This window comes from Rhodococcus sp. PML026 (assembly GCF_000963615.1).
Lineage (GTDB): Bacteria > Actinomycetota > Actinomycetes > Mycobacteriales > Mycobacteriaceae > Rhodococcoides > Rhodococcoides fascians.
Map to the genome: position 1 here is coordinate 1 of NZ_KQ031365.1, position 15,824 is coordinate 15,824.

At 63.7% G+C, this 15,824-nt stretch carries 17 protein-coding genes and 2 riboswitches; of the genes, 10 read left to right on the forward strand and 7 right to left on the reverse strand.

The features are described from left to right. Positions 1 to 948, forward strand: a 948-nt coding sequence (locus VF34_RS00005; protein ID WP_045840621.1) for an IS110 family RNA-guided transposase, incomplete at its 5' end; no start/stop codon positions are given. A gap of 35 nt (positions 949 to 983) precedes the next feature. On the opposite strand, the gene VF34_RS00010 is transcribed toward VF34_RS00005, so the two are convergent. Then, positions 984 to 2,369, reverse strand: a complete 1,386-nt coding sequence (locus VF34_RS00010) for an FAD-dependent oxidoreductase (RefSeq protein ID WP_032364954.1) — start codon at positions 2,367 to 2,369, stop codon at positions 984 to 986. 304 nt (positions 2,370 to 2,673) lie between these two features. On the opposite strand from VF34_RS00010, the gene VF34_RS00015 reads away from it, so the two are divergent. From VF34_RS00015 to VF34_RS00030, 4 genes are all read left to right on the forward strand, one after another. After that, positions 2,674 to 3,537, forward strand: a complete 864-nt coding sequence (locus tag VF34_RS00015; protein WP_032374699.1) for a TauD/TfdA dioxygenase family protein — start codon at positions 2,674 to 2,676, stop codon at positions 3,535 to 3,537. 80 nt (positions 3,538 to 3,617) lie between these two features. Continuing rightward, a complete protein-coding gene (locus VF34_RS00020) occupies positions 3,618 to 4,145 on the forward strand; it encodes an Rv0361 family membrane protein (protein WP_032374700.1) in 528 nt (175 codons plus the stop codon). A 45-nt stretch (positions 4,146 to 4,190) separates the two neighbouring features. Then, positions 4,191 to 4,604, forward strand: a complete 414-nt coding sequence (locus VF34_RS00025; protein ID WP_032371475.1) for a rhodanese-like domain-containing protein — start codon at positions 4,191 to 4,193, stop codon at positions 4,602 to 4,604. Next, the gene (locus VF34_RS00030) at positions 4,601 to 5,824 is read left to right on the forward strand and encodes an O-succinylhomoserine sulfhydrylase (protein WP_032364984.1); all 1,224 of its coding nucleotides are present in this window, start codon (positions 4,601 to 4,603) and stop codon (positions 5,822 to 5,824) included. The genes VF34_RS00025 and VF34_RS00030 overlap by 4 nt, the downstream gene beginning before the upstream one ends. Positions 5,825 to 5,829: 5 nt before the next feature. On the opposite strand, the gene VF34_RS00035 is transcribed toward VF34_RS00030, so the two are convergent. From VF34_RS00035 to VF34_RS00050, 4 genes are all read right to left on the reverse strand, one after another. Next, complete coding sequence (locus tag VF34_RS00035) at positions 5,830 to 6,903, reverse strand: isochorismate synthase (RefSeq protein ID WP_032374701.1); 1,074 nt, start codon at positions 6,901 to 6,903, stop codon at positions 5,830 to 5,832. After that, positions 6,903 to 7,661 (reverse strand): HAD-IIA family hydrolase, encoded by a 759-nt coding sequence (locus VF34_RS00040; protein ID WP_068053998.1) that lies wholly within the window; start codon positions 7,659 to 7,661, stop codon positions 6,903 to 6,905. Before VF34_RS00040 ends, VF34_RS00035 begins: the two co-directional genes overlap by 1 nt. Positions 7,662 to 7,751: 90 nt before the next feature. Further along, the gene (locus VF34_RS00045; RefSeq protein ID WP_370878629.1) at positions 7,752 to 8,093 is read right to left on the reverse strand and encodes a WhiB family transcriptional regulator; all 342 of its coding nucleotides are present in this window, start codon (positions 8,091 to 8,093) and stop codon (positions 7,752 to 7,754) included. Positions 8,094 to 8,193: 100 nt separating this feature from the next. Further along, positions 8,194 to 8,595, reverse strand: a complete 402-nt coding sequence (locus tag VF34_RS00050; RefSeq protein ID WP_032374702.1) for a hypothetical protein — start codon at positions 8,593 to 8,595, stop codon at positions 8,194 to 8,196. A gap of 156 nt (positions 8,596 to 8,751) precedes the next feature. Continuing rightward, positions 8,752 to 8,845, forward strand: a riboswitch (SAM riboswitch). Between the two features lie 213 nt (positions 8,846 to 9,058). On the opposite strand from VF34_RS00050, the gene VF34_RS00055 reads away from it, so the two are divergent. From VF34_RS00055 to VF34_RS00070, 4 genes are all read left to right on the forward strand, one after another. Continuing rightward, entirely contained in the window at positions 9,059 to 9,919 is an 861-nt protein-coding gene (locus tag VF34_RS00055) for an amino acid ABC transporter permease (RefSeq protein WP_371828125.1), read from the forward strand. After that, complete coding sequence (locus VF34_RS00060) at positions 9,916 to 10,713, forward strand: amino acid ABC transporter ATP-binding protein (protein WP_032371471.1); 798 nt, start codon at positions 9,916 to 9,918, stop codon at positions 10,711 to 10,713. The genes VF34_RS00055 and VF34_RS00060 overlap by 4 nt, the downstream gene beginning before the upstream one ends. Positions 10,714 to 10,755: 42 nt before the next feature. Then, a complete protein-coding gene (locus VF34_RS00065; RefSeq protein ID WP_032374704.1) occupies positions 10,756 to 11,730 on the forward strand; it encodes an ABC transporter substrate-binding protein in 975 nt (324 codons plus the stop codon). Positions 11,731 to 11,798: 68 nt separating this feature from the next. Beyond that, positions 11,799 to 12,323, forward strand: a complete 525-nt coding sequence (locus VF34_RS00070) for a GNAT family N-acetyltransferase (RefSeq protein WP_045840623.1) — start codon at positions 11,799 to 11,801, stop codon at positions 12,321 to 12,323. A gap of 68 nt (positions 12,324 to 12,391) precedes the next feature. Here VF34_RS00070 and VF34_RS00075 read toward each other — a convergent pair whose 3' ends face one another. Then, a complete protein-coding gene (locus tag VF34_RS00075; protein WP_032374705.1) occupies positions 12,392 to 12,724 on the reverse strand; it encodes a TfoX/Sxy family protein in 333 nt (110 codons plus the stop codon). 146 nt (positions 12,725 to 12,870) lie between these two features. Continuing rightward, on the reverse strand, positions 12,871 to 14,733 hold the full coding sequence (locus tag VF34_RS00080) for an HNH endonuclease signature motif containing protein (RefSeq protein WP_052063073.1): 1,863 nt from the start codon (positions 14,731 to 14,733) through the stop codon (positions 12,871 to 12,873). 370 nt (positions 14,734 to 15,103) lie between these two features. On the opposite strand from VF34_RS00080, the gene VF34_RS00085 reads away from it, so the two are divergent. Further along, positions 15,104 to 15,610, forward strand: a complete 507-nt coding sequence (locus tag VF34_RS00085) for a hypothetical protein (RefSeq protein WP_155289598.1) — start codon at positions 15,104 to 15,106, stop codon at positions 15,608 to 15,610. Between the two features lie 103 nt (positions 15,611 to 15,713). Next, positions 15,714 to 15,807: riboswitch (SAM riboswitch) on the forward strand. Positions 15,808 to 15,824 lie beyond the last annotated feature (17 nt).

A 15,824-nucleotide genomic window follows, 5' to 3' on the forward strand; every position in this document is an offset into this window, starting at 1 on the left:
CGAGAGTTCCCGGCAACCGGCGCCGGCTACCGCGCACTGCTGGCATGGTTGATCGGGACCGGCATCGTCGTCCGAGTCGGAATCGAAGGCACCGGAAGCTACGGCTCCGCGCTGACCACGGTCCTGCTCGCAGCGGGCCTCGAGGTCGTCGATGTCGACCGCACCGACCGCCGCTCGCGGCGCTTTCACGGCAAGTCCGATCCGCTCGATGCTTACAGTGCTGCTCGCATCGCTGCGGCCGGGCTGGCTCGCACGATTCCGAAGACCCACGACGGGGACGTCGAGGCGATTCGGTTCCTGCACAACGCTCGTCGCTCCGCGGTGAAAGCTCGCGCCGAGGCGATCACAGGTCTCAAATCTGCCGTCGTCAACGCGCCCGAACCGATTCGAGAACAGCTCCGGGGTCTGACAACAGTCGCATTGATCGACGCATGCGCAGCACTGCGGCCGACCGCCGTCACTCCAGGTGCACTGACCGCGGCGATCAAGACTGCACTGCGGTCGGTGGCGCGACGGATCCAGCTCCTCGACGCCGACATCAAAGCACTGGACAAAAATCTCGCAGTGCTCATCGACGATGCCGCCGAAGACCTCGTCGGCCGGTTCGGGGTGGGCTACGAAACAGCAGCACAGTTGCTGATCACCGTCGGTGACAACCCCCACCGCGTCAGCTCCGAAGCAGCATTCGCCAGCCTCTGCGGTGTCGCACCCCTACCCGCGTCCTCGGGCAAAACCACTCGCCATCGACTCAACCGCGGCGGCAACCGGCAGGCCAACCGAGCGTTGCACGTCATCGTCATGGCCCGCCTCAAATACGACACCCGCACCCAGCAATACCGCGACCGACGACTCGCTGAAGGCAAGAGCAAACGCGACATAATCCGCTGCCTCAAACGAGCCGTCGCCCGCGAAATGTTCCAACTTCTCACCCAGAAAACTGCCACTTGACACTCATAGGAGCATCACATGCGGCGCCAGCCGCTCTAGGCCTTGTCAGGCTCGGAGGCCTTCAGCATGTCCTCACGCTCGACGACCTTGACGCGCTCGCGGCCTTCTTCTTCGCCGAGGGAGCGTTCGTGGGCGTCGAGGCGGTACCAGCCGTCCCAGGTGGTGAACGGAACCTGCTTGCCTTCGAGGAACGAGGTGACGGCATCGAGGTCCGGCTCGGCCGCACCGGCGAAGCTCGGCGCATCCTCGAGCAGGTTCGCGACTGTTTCGTTGGCGTCGCCCTTGGTGTGACCGATGAGGCCGACGGGTCCGCGCTTGATCCAGCCGGTGACGTACGTGGCGGGAACGGGCGTGGTGGAGTGCGGCGATTCGACGACGCGTCCGGCCTCGTTGGGGATGGTGCCTGCCTGCTCGTCGAACGGGAGCTGGCTGATGTTCTGGCTGAGGTAGCCCACGGCGCGGTAGACGGCCTGGACGTCCCAGTCGTTGTACTTTCCGGTGCCGCGGACGTTGCCGGTGCCGTCGAGTTCGGTGCGTTCGGTACGTAGACCGACGACCTTGCCGTCCTCGCCGAGTACCTCGTGCGGGGACTCGAAGAAGTGCAGGAACAGCTTGTGCGGGCGAGCGCCGACGTCGCGGATGGCCCAGTCCTGCAGGGTGTTGGCGACCATGTCGATCTGCTTGGAGCTGCGGCGAGCCTGCTCGGAGCCTTCGTCGTAGTCGATGTCCTCGGGGGCGACGATGACCTCGATGTTGGGCGAGTGGTCGAGCTCGCGCAGTTCGAGCGGGGTGAACTTGGCCTGAGCCGGGCCGCGACGTCCGAAGACGTGCACCTCGAGTGCCTTGTTGGCCTTGAGGCCTTCGTAGACGTTGGCGGGGATTTCGGTGGGGAGCAGTTCGTCGCCGGTCTTGGCGAGAACGCGTGCGACGTCGAGGGCGACGTTGCCGACGCCGAGGACGGCGACCTTCTCGGCCTCGAGGGGCCAGGTGCGGGGGACGTCGGGGTGGCCGTCGTACCAGGAGACGAAGTCGGCGGCACCGTAGCTGCCGTCGAGGTCGATGCCGGGGATGTTCAGTGCGCGGTCCGCGTTGGCTCCGGTGGAGAAGATGACGGCGTCGTAGAAGCGACGCAGGTCGTCGAGGTTGATGTCGGTGCCGTAGTCGATGTTGCCGAGCAGGCGAACCTGAGGCTTGTCGAGCACCTTGTGCAGGGCGGTGATGATGCCCTTGATGCGTGGGTGGTCAGGGGCAACGCCGTAGCGAATGAGCCCGAACGGGGCCGGCATCCGCTCGAAGAGGTCGATGCTCACGCCCGGTCCGCTGACATTGTGGTCGGACTTCATGAGCGCGTCGGCGGCGTAGATGCCTGCCGGTCCGGCACCGACGATGGCGACGCGGAGTGGACGAGTCTGATCAGTCATGTGCAGCGAGCTACCTTCTTCGAGGGAAGTGCGGACACCCCAGCATAAATTAAGGACAACCTGAGCTGGGGCAGTGGGCAACTTGCCGTATTCCCCGGGTTCCGGTAGGAATTGACCCGTGCAGACGACATACCTGGTCCGACGGTTCACCGTCGACTTCTGTCGCACCTGCACCAACATGTGTTGTCGGTGACCTGACCCGACGCCCAATCCCTGTTCCCCGACGTCGTCGGGACGGGATCCCTCCCTCGACGGCCGTGCCGCGACCAGTAGGCGCACCGCTGTCTCTCGGATTCGAGGACACATGACCACTCTGGAACAGACAGTTTCGCTCACTCTCGACAAGCTCGGCCCGTCGTTCGGTGCCGAAGTCATCGGTCTCGATGTCGCGTCGGCCTCCGATGCGCAGATCCACGCCGTCCGCCGAGCTCTCGTCGAGCACAAGGTTCTCGTGCTCCGAGGTCAGTCGATCGACGACGCAGGCCACATCGAGTTCGGCCGCCGACTCGGTGACCTCACCGCCGGGCACCCCGTGCACGACAGTGGTCACGTCGCCCCCGAGGTCTATGCCCTCGACAGCCAGGACAACGGTTTCGCCGACGTGTGGCACACCGACGTGACATTCATGGAGCGCCCACCGATGGGGTCTATCCTGCGGCCCGTCGTACTGCCTCCGCACGGCGGCGACACCAACTGGGCCGACAGTCAACTGGCCTACGAGTCCCTGTCCGCGCCGGTTCGCCGAATGATCGACGGGCTCACCGCAATTCACGACGGTAACCGTGAGTTCGGCTACTACCTCGCGCAGAAGCGCGGCGGTAAGGGCAACGTGTGGGACGGCAAGGAAGTGACCGCGCTGGTTCCCGTCGAACATCCCGTCGTGCGGGTGCATCCGGAAACCGGCCGCAAGGGGCTGTTCGTCAATCCGGGTTTCACCTCCCACATCGTGGGCGTCTCGGAGGCGGAGAGCCGCGGAATCCTGGATCTGCTGTACGTGCACCTCACCAAGCCCGAGCACATCGTGCGCCACCGTTGGCGTCTGGGTGATCTGGTGCTGTGGGACAACCGCAGCACCTCGCACTACGCCAACCGCGATTACGGCACCGAGCACCGCAAGATGCATCGCATCACGTTGAAGGGCGACATCCCCGTCGGGCCCACTCGCTGAAGGACCCACTTACTACAAGGACCCACACACTGCAGGACCCAGCTGAACGCAGACCCGTCGGATCGAGGAAGATTGCCTACATGGCGTCGTGGAGTGAACGTAGGCAGCAGTGGGTCGACAGTCGTGAGGAAGCGCGCAACAACGCTTCCAAAGCGGCCGCCGACTCCGGTGAGCAGCGTCCGCCCACCGCGTGGCCGTTCATCATCGCTGCGGGCATCGTCGTCGTGCTGCTCGTCGGCATCTTTGCGGCGTCCAAGTTCGCCCCCGCGGAGGACAACGTGACACAGGCGCAGTTGCTCACCGACGCCGTCGACGGTTTCCTCGAAGCACAGAACACCGGTGACGCGGATCTGCTGCGTGCGAACACGTGCGCCGATCAGGTCGAGCGCCTGATTCCCGGCGACGACGCCCAGTACCGCACCGACCGCGCAGGCGACGTGGAACGCAACGGCGAGACGTCGATCGACGGAGTGCCCACGGGGTACGAGGTCAACGGCGACCGCGGCGTCGTCACGGTACCGCTGAAGGAAGAGAAATCCGGAGCGCGATCCGACGACGAATGGAAGTTCGTCCGGGTGAACGACACGTGGTTGGTGTGCAATGTCTGATCTCGGTATGTGTGACGTAACAGCAAGTGACGGAAGGCTGATCCAGTGACCTACGCAGGTGACATAACCCCGCAGGCGGCGTGGGAGTTGTTGCAGAGCAACCCCGATGCCGTTCTCGTCGACGTCCGCACGCACGCCGAGTGGCAGTACGTCGGCGTACCCGACACCTCCGGCATCGATCGCCCGACCCACCTGATCGAGTGGGTGAGCTACCCCGACGGCGCTCGCAACACCGGCTTCGTCGACGAGCTGAAAGCGGCAGGCGTGGACGGCGATCGGCCGGTGGTGTTCCTGTGCCGCTCCGGTCAGCGATCCATCGGTGCGGCGGAGGCCGCCACGGCTGCGGGAATCGGCCCGTCCTACAACGTGCTCGACGGTTTCGAAGGCGCCACCGATGCTGACGGCCACCGCGGTGCCGTGGGGTGGCGTGCGGTCGGGTTGCCCTGGAGGCAGTCGTGACGAACATTCCCAGAGGCGGGGGTTTTCAGAAGCCGCTACCCGACGGTGTGGGTCAGGGAACGCTGGGAGTTCGCGGCGGTCTGATGCGATCGGGCTTCGACGAGAACGCCGAAGCGCTGTATCTCACTTCGGGTTTCGTCTACGAGAGTGCCGGTGCCGCCGAGCGGGCGTTCACCGGTGACATCGATCATTTCGTGTACTCGCGCTACGGCAACCCGACGGTCAAGATGTTCGAGGAGCGGTTGCGGCTGATCGAGGGTGCCGAGGCGTGTTTCGGCACGTCGAGTGGAATGTCGGCAGTGTTCACCGCGCTCGGCGCACTGTTGAAGGCCGGTGATCGATTGGTCGCTGCGCGTAGCCTTTTCGGTTCCTGCTTCGTGGTGTGCAACGAGATTCTGCCGCGCTGGGGCGTCGAGACCGTCTTCGTCGACGGCGAGGACCTCGAGCAGTGGGAGCAGGCACTGTCGGTGCCGACGACCGCGGTGTTCTTCGAGACCCCGTCCAATCCGATGCAGTCGCTCGTCGATGTCAGGCGGGTGTCCGAGATGGCGCACGCCGCCGGCGCAACGGTGGTGTTGGACAACGTGTTCGCGACGCCTCTGCTGCAGCGCAGTCTCGAACTCGGTGCCGACGTGGTGGTGTATTCCGGCACCAAGCACATCGACGGTCAGGGCCGGGTACTCGGCGGTGCGATCCTGGGATCGAAGGAGTACATCGACGGTCCGGTGCAGACGCTGATGCGGCACACCGGGCCTGCCCTGAGCCCGTTCAACGCCTGGACACTGCTCAAGGGCTTGGAGACGATGCCGGTGCGCGTGCGGCATTCGGTGAACTCCGCGCTGCAGATCGCCGAGTTCCTCGAAGGGCATTCGGCGGTGCGGTGGGTCAAATACCCGTTCCTGCCGTCACATCCGCAGTACGAGCTGGCGACGTCGCAGATGTCGGGCGGCGGCACGGTCGTCACGTTCGAGCTCGATGCCCCCGAGGGCGCAGGCAAGCAGCGTGCTTTCGAGTTGCTCGACGGCCTGAAGATCGTGGACATCTCGAACAACCTCGGCGATTCCAAGACGCTCATCACCCACCCGGCCACCACCACGCACCGCGCGATGGGGCCGGAAGGTCGTGCCGCAGTGGGCATCACCGATGGCGTCGTGCGGATCTCCATCGGTCTCGAGGACACCGAGGACCTGATCGGGGATCTGGACCAGGCGTTGAAGTAGCTGGGTCAGTTCTCGAAGACGCTGAGTACCGTTCTGAACTTTGCCGTGGTTTCGTCCAGCTCGGCGTCGGGGTCCGAGTCGGCGACGATGCCGCCGCCGGCTGTGGCGGTACCGGACAGGCCGTCCGCGGTGAGTTCGATGCACCGGATCGCGACCATCCATTCACCGTCCCCGCTGCCGTCGGTCCATCCGAGCGCACCGGCGTAGAAGCCGCGGGATCCCTCGATCTCGGTGATCGCTCGCATGGCGGCGGCGCGGGGAACACCGGCGACGGCAGCGGTGGGATGCAGCGCCAATGCGAGGTCGAGGGCCGACGTCGACGGGTCGGCCAACGTACCGACGATCGGCGTGGACAGGTGCCACAGCTGCGGAGTGCTGCTCAGCTGAGGTGTCGCGGGTACGTCCAGTGTCTCGCAGAACGGCGCCAATGCCGTCCGGATCTCATCGACGACGAAGCGATGCTCGGCCTGGTCCTTCGCGCTGGCCGCTAGTGCCGCCGAGATACGCGCGTCGTCGTCGGGGTCGGTGGATCGCGCGGCCGTCCCGGCGAAGGGATGGCAGCTGACGACGTTGCCGCGTTTACGCACCAGCAGTTCGGGGCTTGCGCCGACGAGATGTCTGCCGGGCTCGTCTGTGGGCGAGAGGTCTGCGAAAAAGCCGTTTCCCATCGGATCGCGAGTCACCAACGCGCTCAACACCGCTGACGGATCGATGGGCGACTCGGCGGCCAGTTCGATCGCTCGTGCGAGCACGATCTTCTCGGCGACACCGGCTTTCACACGCCGCACGACCTCACGTACCCGTTCGACGTGGACGCCCGGCTCGGGGATCTGGCGTACGACGGTGACGGACGGAAGCGGCGGCTGTGCGTCCGGTACCGCCCACGCACCGGCGCGGCGGTAGAACTCCGCCGGCTCGATCAGCGCGGTGGCGTCGGACATGTCGAAAGGCAGTACCCCAACGACGTTTCGGCCTTGCTGTACCGCCGCGACTGCGTCGGCGACGTCCGGAAACTCTTGCTCCACTCCCAAGCCGACGACGTGATGATCCTGCCGAGACAGAACGAATCGGAGTTTCATCAGAACGGGTTCTGTGTGCGGCCCACCAGGTCTGCGACGGAATCGAGCACTTTCGTCGGACGGTACGGGTACTGCTCGACGGACTGCACGGTCGAAATGCCGGTCAACACCAGAATGGTCTGCAATCCGGCTTCCAGGCCGGACAGCACGTCGGTGTCCATCCGGTCGCCGATCATCAACGTGTTCTCGGAGTGCCCACCGATGGCGCGCAGAGCCGAACGCATCATCAACGCGTTGGGCTTGCCCACGTAGTACGGCTCCTTGCCCGTCGCCTTGGTGATGAGTGCGGCGACCGAACCGGTCGCGGGCAGCGAACCCTCGCGCGACGGACCGGTCGCGTCGGGGTTGGTGGCGATGAAGCGTGAACCCTTCTCGACGAGACGAATGGCGGTGGTGATGGCCTCGAACGAGTACGTGCGGGTCTCCCCGAGCACCACGTAGTCGGGGCTGGAGTCGGTGAGGGTGTAGCCGATGTCGTGCAGCGCGGTGGTCAGACCGGACTCGCCGACGACATACGCACTGCCGCCGGGCCGCTGATTGCCGAGGAAGGTGGCGGTGGCGAGAGCCGAGGTCCAGATCGACTTCTCCGGAATGTCCAAGCCGGTGAATGCGAGACGTGCGCGCAGGTCACGTGGGGTGCGGATCGAATTGTTCGTCAACACGATGAACGGGATCTCGTTGGCCTGCAGCTCGGCGAGGAACGTGTCGGCACCGGGGATTAGGTGATCCTCGTGGACCAGAACTCCGTCCATGTCCATCAGGTACGTCCACGGCAGGGGCTTCTCGATATCGGTCACCCCTCCATTGTGGACCATCCGGCGACCTGCGGACCATCTTCTGGTCGCGGCCTAACTCGCCCGCCGCTCGTGGTCGCGTCGCGAGTTGGCCCGATGCACCAGCCGTTCGCGGGCCGTCATGCCGCCCCACACTCCGAACGGTTCGTTGGCTGCCAACGCGAACCGCTTGCAGGCGTCGAGCACTCCGCAGCCGGCGCACACCTGCTTGGCGCGATCCTCGCGTTGGCGACGCGCCGTTCGCCCCTCACCCGAGGGGGAGAAGAAGATCTCCGAGTCCTGACCCCGGCACAGTGCGTCGAGCTGCCAGTCCCAGGATTCGGCGGCAGACGAGGAAATCCTGCGTTCGATCATGGCAATTGCGGTGTTCTTCGACGGGGCAGATTCGTTCGGCATCGTGGCGACCCATTCCTTTCGTCGACGCTGTCGCTAGGAACCCTTGCCGTGTCGAAGGCGCGAGGCAATGGTTGAAATCAGGGTGATTCGAGACCGCGGTTCAGGACACGTCGGGGGTGTACCGATAGAGGGCGTTCACTCGGTCGTCCAGCATGAACAGCGGAAGGGTCACAGCCTGGATCGCGGCGATCACAGCAGGGAGATAGTCGCCTGCGACGACACACACGAGACTGCCGAGACCGAACAGAATCAGTGTCGTACGGGGAAGGAGCCACGTCGGCTTTCGGTCGGTTCGCCTGAGCGCGTACAGAATTGCGGCTGCGATCGCCACGAGGACGGCGCTGTGAGTGGCCAGACGTATCGAATCGGACGTGTCGGCCGCCTGGAACGTGCCGATCACGACCAGCGAACCGAGAAAGACAACACTCGCTGCGTTCAGCTGCCGATAGCGCGGCGTTCTTCGAAAGCCATCGTCACCGCTCCTGGCTTTCCGCACGTGCATGGGTCGAATTCTCGCACGAGGGTGGTGGAGTTCGTCGACCCTCTACAGATCCAACCCGGGGGCGGTTGCGCCGGTGGCAAGGGTTGAAATCATCGTGATTATAACCGAATGCGCACGTGCACTTGACTTTTCGATAGATTGTTCTGTACGTTCCTGTCACCATCCAGAGCGACCGAGAGACCTTGGCTCGATGACGTCGCAGCAACCCCGCCCTACGGCGTGTGGGTGCTACCGCCAGGACCGATGGAGGCACGACCGATGAACATCTGTATCTGTACGCACGCTTGACCGATCGGCGTACTCACAGCACGAAATCTTCGAAAGGCAACCCAGCGATGATCGCTGCCCATCCGACCCGGCGGTTCCGGTGACTCAACTCGACTCTCGTCCCGTTGTGGATACGACGGACGACATTCCCGACGAACAACTCGTCGTTGCACGCACGTGGCACCCGTGGCGCTGGGTGATCGCGGTCGCAACGCTGATCGTGGTCGGTCAGTTCCTGCACGGCTTCGTCACCAACCCCGGCTGGGATTGGGGCACCTTCGCGCAGTACTTCACTGCACCATCGGTGATGTCGGCGCTGTGGTTGACCATCCAGCTCACCTTCTGGGGAACGCTGATCGGTTTCGCCATCGGTATCGGCCTGGCGGTGGCCCGGCTGTCCGACAATCCTGTGCTGCAGGTTATTTCCTGGTTCTACATCTGGGCCTTCCGTTCCATCCCGTTGATCGTGCAGCTTCTGTTCTGGTTCAATATTGCGTACCTGTACCAGACTCTGTCTTTGGGAATTCCGTTCGGTCCCAGCTTCTTTCAATTCGACGTCAACAGCGTCATCAGTGGATCGACGGCGGCCATCATCGGCCTGGCCCTGCACCAAGCGGCCTACTCCGCCGAGATCGTTCGGGCCGGCATCATCTCCGTGGACCAGGGGCAACTCGAAGCTGCAGCAGCGCTGGGTATTCCGAAAAGGCGGGAGTTCTTCAAGATCGTTCTGCCGCAGGCGATGCGAGGGATTCTCCCCAACGCGGCCAACGAGGTGATCAGTCTGTTCAAAGGCACGTCGATCGTGTCGGTGATGGCCATTGCCGAATTGTTCTATCAGGTGCAAGTCATATACGGACGCAACGGGCGCGTGGTTCCGCTGCTCATGGTCGCGACCGTCTGGTACATCATTCTGACGTCGGTGCTGTCGATCGTGCAGTTCTACGTCGAGCGGCACTACGCCAAGGGCGCGGTACGCAACATTCCGCTGACGCCGATCCAGCAGATACGCCACAAGCTCTCCAACGTCACCTTCGCGCCGAGAGGGGCAACCCGATGACCACTCTCGATGCCTCCACATCCACTGCCGCAACGAGATACGCGGTCGAGGTGCGCGGCGTCCACAAGTCCTACGGCGGGCTCGAGGTGCTCAAAGGCGTCGACCTCCTCGTACGTCCCGGTGAGGTGACCGCGATTATCGGCCCCTCGGGTTCGGGCAAGTCGACCCTGCTGCGCGCTCTGAACCATCTGGAGAAGGTGGATCAGGGCACCGTCCGGATCGACGGTGATCTGGTGGGATATCGGCGCAAAGGCAACAAACTGCACGAACTCAGCAACAAGGAGATTCTGCGGCAGCGTTCCCAGATCGGTTTCGTGTTTCAGAACTTCAATCTGTTTCCTCACCTGACGGTCCTCGAGAATGTCATCGAAGCCCCGATCTCTGCGCAGAAGCGCACGCGTTCCGACGTCGAACCCGAGGCGCTGGCTCTCCTCGAACGAGTCGGGGTGCACGCGAAAGCCCATGATTATCCGCGACGACTCTCCGGCGGACAACAGCAGCGGGTCGCCATCGCGCGTGCACTTGCCCTGCGTCCCACAGTCATTCTGTTCGACGAGCCGACGTCAGCGCTCGACCCCGAATTGGTGGGAGAGGTTCTCGAGGTCATCCGCGGCCTGGCACGCGATGGTGCCACCCTGGTGATCGTCACGCACGAGGTCGGGTTCGCCCGCGAGATCGCCGACACCGTCGTCTTCATGGATGGCGGCGTCATCGTCGAACAAGGCTCTCCTGCAGAGCTTCTCGATTCACCCCAGGAGGAACGCACCAAGTCGTTCCTCGCTCACGTTCTCTAGCTATCACTCTTGCTTCACCTGCACCCACGAACGGGGAAAGTCATGTCCGGATCATCTCGTAGGCTCGCGGTAGTAGCGTCGGCATTCGCTGTCCTGGCACTCACTGCGACAGCATGCAGCGAGCCCACTGCCGAATCTCAGGTCGTCACCGAGGACGGCGGATCGTTCGATCTTTCACCCGAGCAGGCCGACCGCGTTCGCGCCCAGAAGGTCGACGACATCGCAGCGGAAGTGCCGCAAGCGATTCGCGATCGCGGCACCCTGATCGTCACCGGGGCGGGCGGTACCGCGCCACCGCTGCGTTTCTACGCGACCGACGACACCACCATCGTGGGGTCCGAGGTGGACTTCTCGTACCTGATCGCCGACATTCTCGGTCTCGACGTCGATCTTCAGGTCGCAGATTGGTCGCAGAACTTCGTGAAGATCGACTCCGGCGAGAACGACGTGTTCATCTCCAATGTCACCGTCACCGAGGAGCGCAAGGACAAGTACGACTTCGCGACCTATCGACTGGACAACCTCGCTTTCGAGGCGCAGAAGGACACCGATTGGACAGTCGAGAAGCGTCAGGACATCGCAGGCAAGAAGATCGGTGTCGGCTCCGGTACCAACCAAGAGCAGTTGCTGGTCGACTGGAACGAGCAGAACGTAGCCGAGGGTCTGGCTCCAGCCGAGATCGCTTATTACCAGAACACCTCCGATTACTACCTGGCGCTCGGGTCAGGCCGTATCGACGGGTACCTGGGACCCAATCCGTCCGCGGTTTATCACGCGGCAACCGGTGGTGAAACCAAGATCATCGGCACGTTCTCGGGTGCCGGAGATGCGCTGCAGGGTGAAATAGCAGTACTGACCAAGAAGGACAATGGGCTCATCGACGCCGTGCAGGACGCAGTGAACCACGCCATCGAGGACGGCAGCTATCAGAAGGTGATCGATCGTTGGGGCCTGCAGTCCGAGGCAGTGACCGAGTCCGTCATCAACCCGCCCGGGCTACCCCGCAAGGAAGGTTAGACAACTGAGCAGAGTTGACGTCGGCCGGGAAGCTGATCTGGTCGACAGTTAATCGAGACAGGAAGCACATGAGCGCGACGTTCGATGTCAACATTCGCACTGGTGACACGGGTCCAGGACGCGTGGACTTCGTCGAGGTCGATCAGCACGATCGGCTGGCGATGCCCCTGCTGCAAGAACTGGCGATCGAATATTCGTCCCGATACGGCCGGAGCCCCGGTGTCCAATACGAGGAACTGAAGTCCTATCCCGCCCGGGAGTTCGCACCGCCGGGTGGTGTGTTGGTAATTGCCTTGGCCGATGGCGTTCCTGTTGCCGGAGGTGCGTACCGGAAATACGACTCGGAAACCGCAGAGCTCAAACGTATCTGGACATCGAAAGTGCACCGCGGCAGGGGATTCGGCAGACTCGTCGTGGCCGAGCTGGAACGCAGCGCACGTGATCGCGGATATCGCAGGGTCTACCTGACGACCGGCTGGAATCAGCCCGAGGCCGTTGCGCTGTACCTGGCAGCTGGATACACCCCGCTCTACGACCGAAGTCTGCCGTCCAGAACAGTCGGATCGCACCCCTTCGAGAAGAGTCTCGAATGAGCCCGGTTCAGTGATGCCCGACTACGGCCCGAGTGGGGTGCGGTATCGCCGAGCAATGTTTGTCAGCCCTACGTGTCGGCGTGGTGTTCCAGAGCTGCACCGACCCAGAACTGCAGTGCCTGTTCGCTCGTCAGCGCTTCTGCATCGACGGTGATCCAGCCTTCACCCATCGACCGCCCCTTGCCCATGACGGCATGGTGGGCCCCATCGAGCTGGAGGTATTCGGGTTCGCGTACCCCGTCCACACGAACAAGCAAGGCACGGTTTTCGGTGCCGACACACACCACCATTCTGTCTCGCACCATGAACGCGACACCGCCGAACATCTTCTGCTCACGCAGACTCTCCTGGTCCCAGAGAGCGTCGCGGATGCGGTCCGCAAGAAGCTCGTCGTACGCCATGCGCTCGTACTCCTCCTGTGATGGTTGTATCGATGGAACCCCCTGGTCGTGTCGAGCGCAACTGTGGGTCGACGCAATGGGGGATTCGGTATCTGCGTTGCAGTCCTGCCGGAGGCAGAGCTGTGCCGTGGTGGTGGTGTGGGTCTTCAGGCGGGTTGTCGTGGTTCTTCGTCGGCGGTGTCGCCTGTGTCGCGGGTGTCGTGGGTGTTGTCGCTGTGGTGGTCGGGTGGGTACAGCACTTCCTCGGGGTGGTGTGCGTGGTTGATCAGCCCGCGGCGTGTGGGGTCCATTCCGGCGGGTGGGTGCCACAGGGTGCGGCCTGGATAGCGATGTCCTGCTGTGGTTTTGGTGGTGGCCCACTTTCCGGGACCGGTGCCGACGAGTGCGTGGTGCATGTCGCAGGCGAAGGTCAGGGAGTCGATGTCGGTGGGTCCGCCCTCGACCCAGTCGTCGAGGTGATGTGACTGGCACCAGGTCGCGGGGCGGGTGCAGGAGGGGAAGCTGCAGCCGCGGTCGCGGGCGATGAGCACGATGCGTTGGTCGGCGGAGGCGATGCGTTTGGATCGGCCGAGGTAGAGGGCTCTGCCGTTGTCGTCGAAGATGGTGAGGTAGTGGTGGGCGTGCGAGGCCATGCGGATGGCGTCGCGGATCGAGACGCGTGATCCGGTGGCGGTCATGGCGTAGCCGCAGCCTGATTCGAGGTTGTTCGAACTCATGGTGACGATGGCGGTGACGGGTAGGCCGCGGTGGGTGCCGAGGGTGCCGGAGGCGAGGGTGTGCCGGAGCGCCATTTTCAGGGCGTCGTGGCGGCGTTCGTTCTGGGTGCGTCGATCACGTGCGGCGGCAGCGTCGCGAGCAGCGGTGTCCGATGCGTCGGCGTCGGCGTGGCCACCGGGTTCAGCAGTGCTGTCGGAGCCGGCATCGTCGTTGGTGTCCTTGGGTGCCGCTGCGTCCTTGGCTGCAGCTGTGCCGTTAAACCCTGTGCCGCAACCACAGTCGTCACCGTCGCACTCGCCGCAGTCGCCTTCGCAGCAGTCCTCGTCACCGCAGTCGTCGTCACTGCAGTCACTGTCCCCGTTGCGGGTCGTCCCATCCCACAGGCCTGCATCGCTCGACCCGGCATCACCGGACGACGGCTCGGACGTCGGCTCGGGCTGCTCTGCAGTGGACTTGCTGTCAGCTTCATCCTCGTGGACGACCGATGTCGGGTCGGCAGGATTGTTCACACCGGGTTTCGCGGCTTTCGAGAACAGGGCTTCGAGGTAGGCGCGTAGCTCGGAGTCGACGCAGAACTTTCCTTCTGACATGCCGTCGGAACCCTGCTCACCGAGGTAGAAGAACGCATCCCGTTTCCGTGGCCTCGGGTTCGCGTTCTTGTCTTCGTCTTCGTTCTCGTCGAAGTCGCCGTCGGGGTCGAGGATCGAGTCCAGGTGCGCCACCAGCGGTGCGAAGTCGTCGGGCCGTCTGGTCGAGGCGAGACCCACCAACTGCTGTTCGGCGCGATCGCGGGTCTGCGGATCGACACTCGACGGTAGGTGCCGGAAGAACTCACGAATCATCTGCACGTGCTTGGCGTCGAGCAACCCTGCCCGCACCGCTGCAGCGGTGTGTGGCAGCAAAGGCGGTAGCGGTTCGCCGGACAGTGCGGTGCGGTCACCCAACTCTGCGGCCAGACGTACTCGCGCACCGGCTGTTCGTGGGGTGATTCGCAGCATCCATGCCACCGAGCACGGCACCGACCCCGGATACACGTCGAGGCCGTGTTGTGAGATCAGCTCGTTGAGCCAGGTGTGCGAGTACGCCGTCACGGACCGCGACACAGTTTCCATGCGCTGGATCACCGCACGTCGGTCGGCATTCGACCACGCCACCGACCCTTGCCCCGCCAACTCGGCAACCGCCGACTCCACCGCCTCGACCAACCCCGCCAAGACAGGGTCGGACACGACGGGGGCAGGAGGCACCGTTTCGATGCCGTCCACCCCTGATCCGCCGTCCCCCGAAAGCATGAACAGAATCTACCGCGACCCACCGACAAGTATTCGAACGTTTGTTCCCGCATCATTCGGCTGTCGCTGCGGCCCAGCTGGAGTCGGAGCACGGCACTATGCGGCCAATTACATATGGACCAAAAGTGTGACGTTGTCGGTTTTGTGCAACCACGAGTCGCGAAGATGCTGGTGGCGGCGTTCAATATCTCCCAAGGCGGACGTAACGACCACAGCAGCGTTGCTTGCATCGGTGACGAAAGCCACTGCTCGACGGTATCTCCGAACGCGTGTGTCGAGCCGGTGTCCAATGTTGTGTGTTGACCCAGTGGGGATGATCGACATGAACGACTCGTGTGGCTCCGCGCTTTCGTGCAGTTCGCCCAAGGACATGATCACCCGTCTCCAGTTCGGCACCGCCGACCTATGGCCAGAGGACGCGGCGCTTCCTGCCCGCTGGCGCTACATGGCCGATCTGGTCGACTCCGATCGCGGCATTCTCGCTGAGCTCCACGGTTCGGTGTCGACTCCGGTGGCGGATGCTCTCGCTGCGGCTGCGGAACTGTGCAGACAATCGGCCGATGAGCCTGTGACCGCCGGAGACTGGGCGCTACTCGGACGAGCACTGGCGTGGCTCGGCCCCGGCGGTTCCGATATCGATCGCGCGTTGCTTGCTGTGGGAGAAGAATTGACACTGATCGGTCTCGACGGTGCGGAACAGGACTTCTCGGTCGCGACTTGGCTCTGCATGGACGTCCTCGTCCGATTCGCTCATGCCGGCGAAGCGATCGACTACTGGGTGCACCGCGTGAATGCGCCAGAGTTGAACAAATTTGCGTCGCATGATGATTCGAGATCTTGCGCGAGTGGGAGCGCTGGACTGGCGCTGGCCGTCTGAACGGTAGGCGTCGGTCCGACCGCGCTTCTCGCGTCTGTTTTCGGCGGGTTTTCCTACCCCGGTTGGCAACCGGGGCGATGCTCTCGTAGTATCGGAAACTGTAGGACCATCCAGAGCGACCGAGAGACCTGGCTCTATGACGTCGCAGCAACCCCCCGCTCGTCGGGTGAGGGTGCTACCGCCGGGACCGATGGAGGATTGCACGTGAACACCC

What these genes read in the sequence shown, in the direction of transcription:
- VF34_RS00035 (WP_032374701.1), bottom strand. Translation starts at nt 6,903, where the DNA reads ATGAAACTCCGATTCGTTCTGTCTCGGCAGGATCATCACGTCGTCGGC.
- VF34_RS00075 (WP_032374705.1), bottom strand. Translation starts at nt 12,724, where the DNA reads ATGGCGTACGACGAGCTTCTTGCGGACCGCATCCGCGACGCTCTCTGG.
- VF34_RS00015 (WP_032374699.1), top strand. Translation starts at nt 2,674, where the DNA reads ATGACCACTCTGGAACAGACAGTTTCGCTCACTCTCGACAAGCTCGGC.
- VF34_RS00060 (WP_032371471.1), top strand. Translation starts at nt 9,916, where the DNA reads ATGACCACTCTCGATGCCTCCACATCCACTGCCGCAACGAGATACGCG.
- VF34_RS00010 (WP_032364954.1), bottom strand. Translation starts at nt 2,369, where the DNA reads ATGACTGATCAGACTCGTCCACTCCGCGTCGCCATCGTCGGTGCCGGA.
- VF34_RS00020 (WP_032374700.1), top strand. Translation starts at nt 3,618, where the DNA reads ATGGCGTCGTGGAGTGAACGTAGGCAGCAGTGGGTCGACAGTCGTGAG.
- VF34_RS00080 (WP_052063073.1), bottom strand. Translation starts at nt 14,733, where the DNA reads ATGCTTTCGGGGGACGGCGGATCAGGGGTGGACGGCATCGAAACGGTG.
- VF34_RS00050 (WP_032374702.1), bottom strand. Translation starts at nt 8,595, where the DNA reads ATGCACGTGCGGAAAGCCAGGAGCGGTGACGATGGCTTTCGAAGAACG.
- VF34_RS00085 (WP_155289598.1), top strand. Translation starts at nt 15,104, where the DNA reads ATGATCACCCGTCTCCAGTTCGGCACCGCCGACCTATGGCCAGAGGAC.
- VF34_RS00070 (WP_045840623.1), top strand. Translation starts at nt 11,799, where the DNA reads ATGAGCGCGACGTTCGATGTCAACATTCGCACTGGTGACACGGGTCCA.
- VF34_RS00040 (WP_068053998.1), bottom strand. Translation starts at nt 7,661, where the DNA reads ATGGACATGGACGGAGTTCTGGTCCACGAGGATCACCTAATCCCCGGT.
- VF34_RS00045 (WP_370878629.1), bottom strand. Translation starts at nt 8,093, where the DNA reads ATGCCGAACGAATCTGCCCCGTCGAAGAACACCGCAATTGCCATGATC.
- VF34_RS00065 (WP_032374704.1), top strand. Translation starts at nt 10,756, where the DNA reads ATGTCCGGATCATCTCGTAGGCTCGCGGTAGTAGCGTCGGCATTCGCT.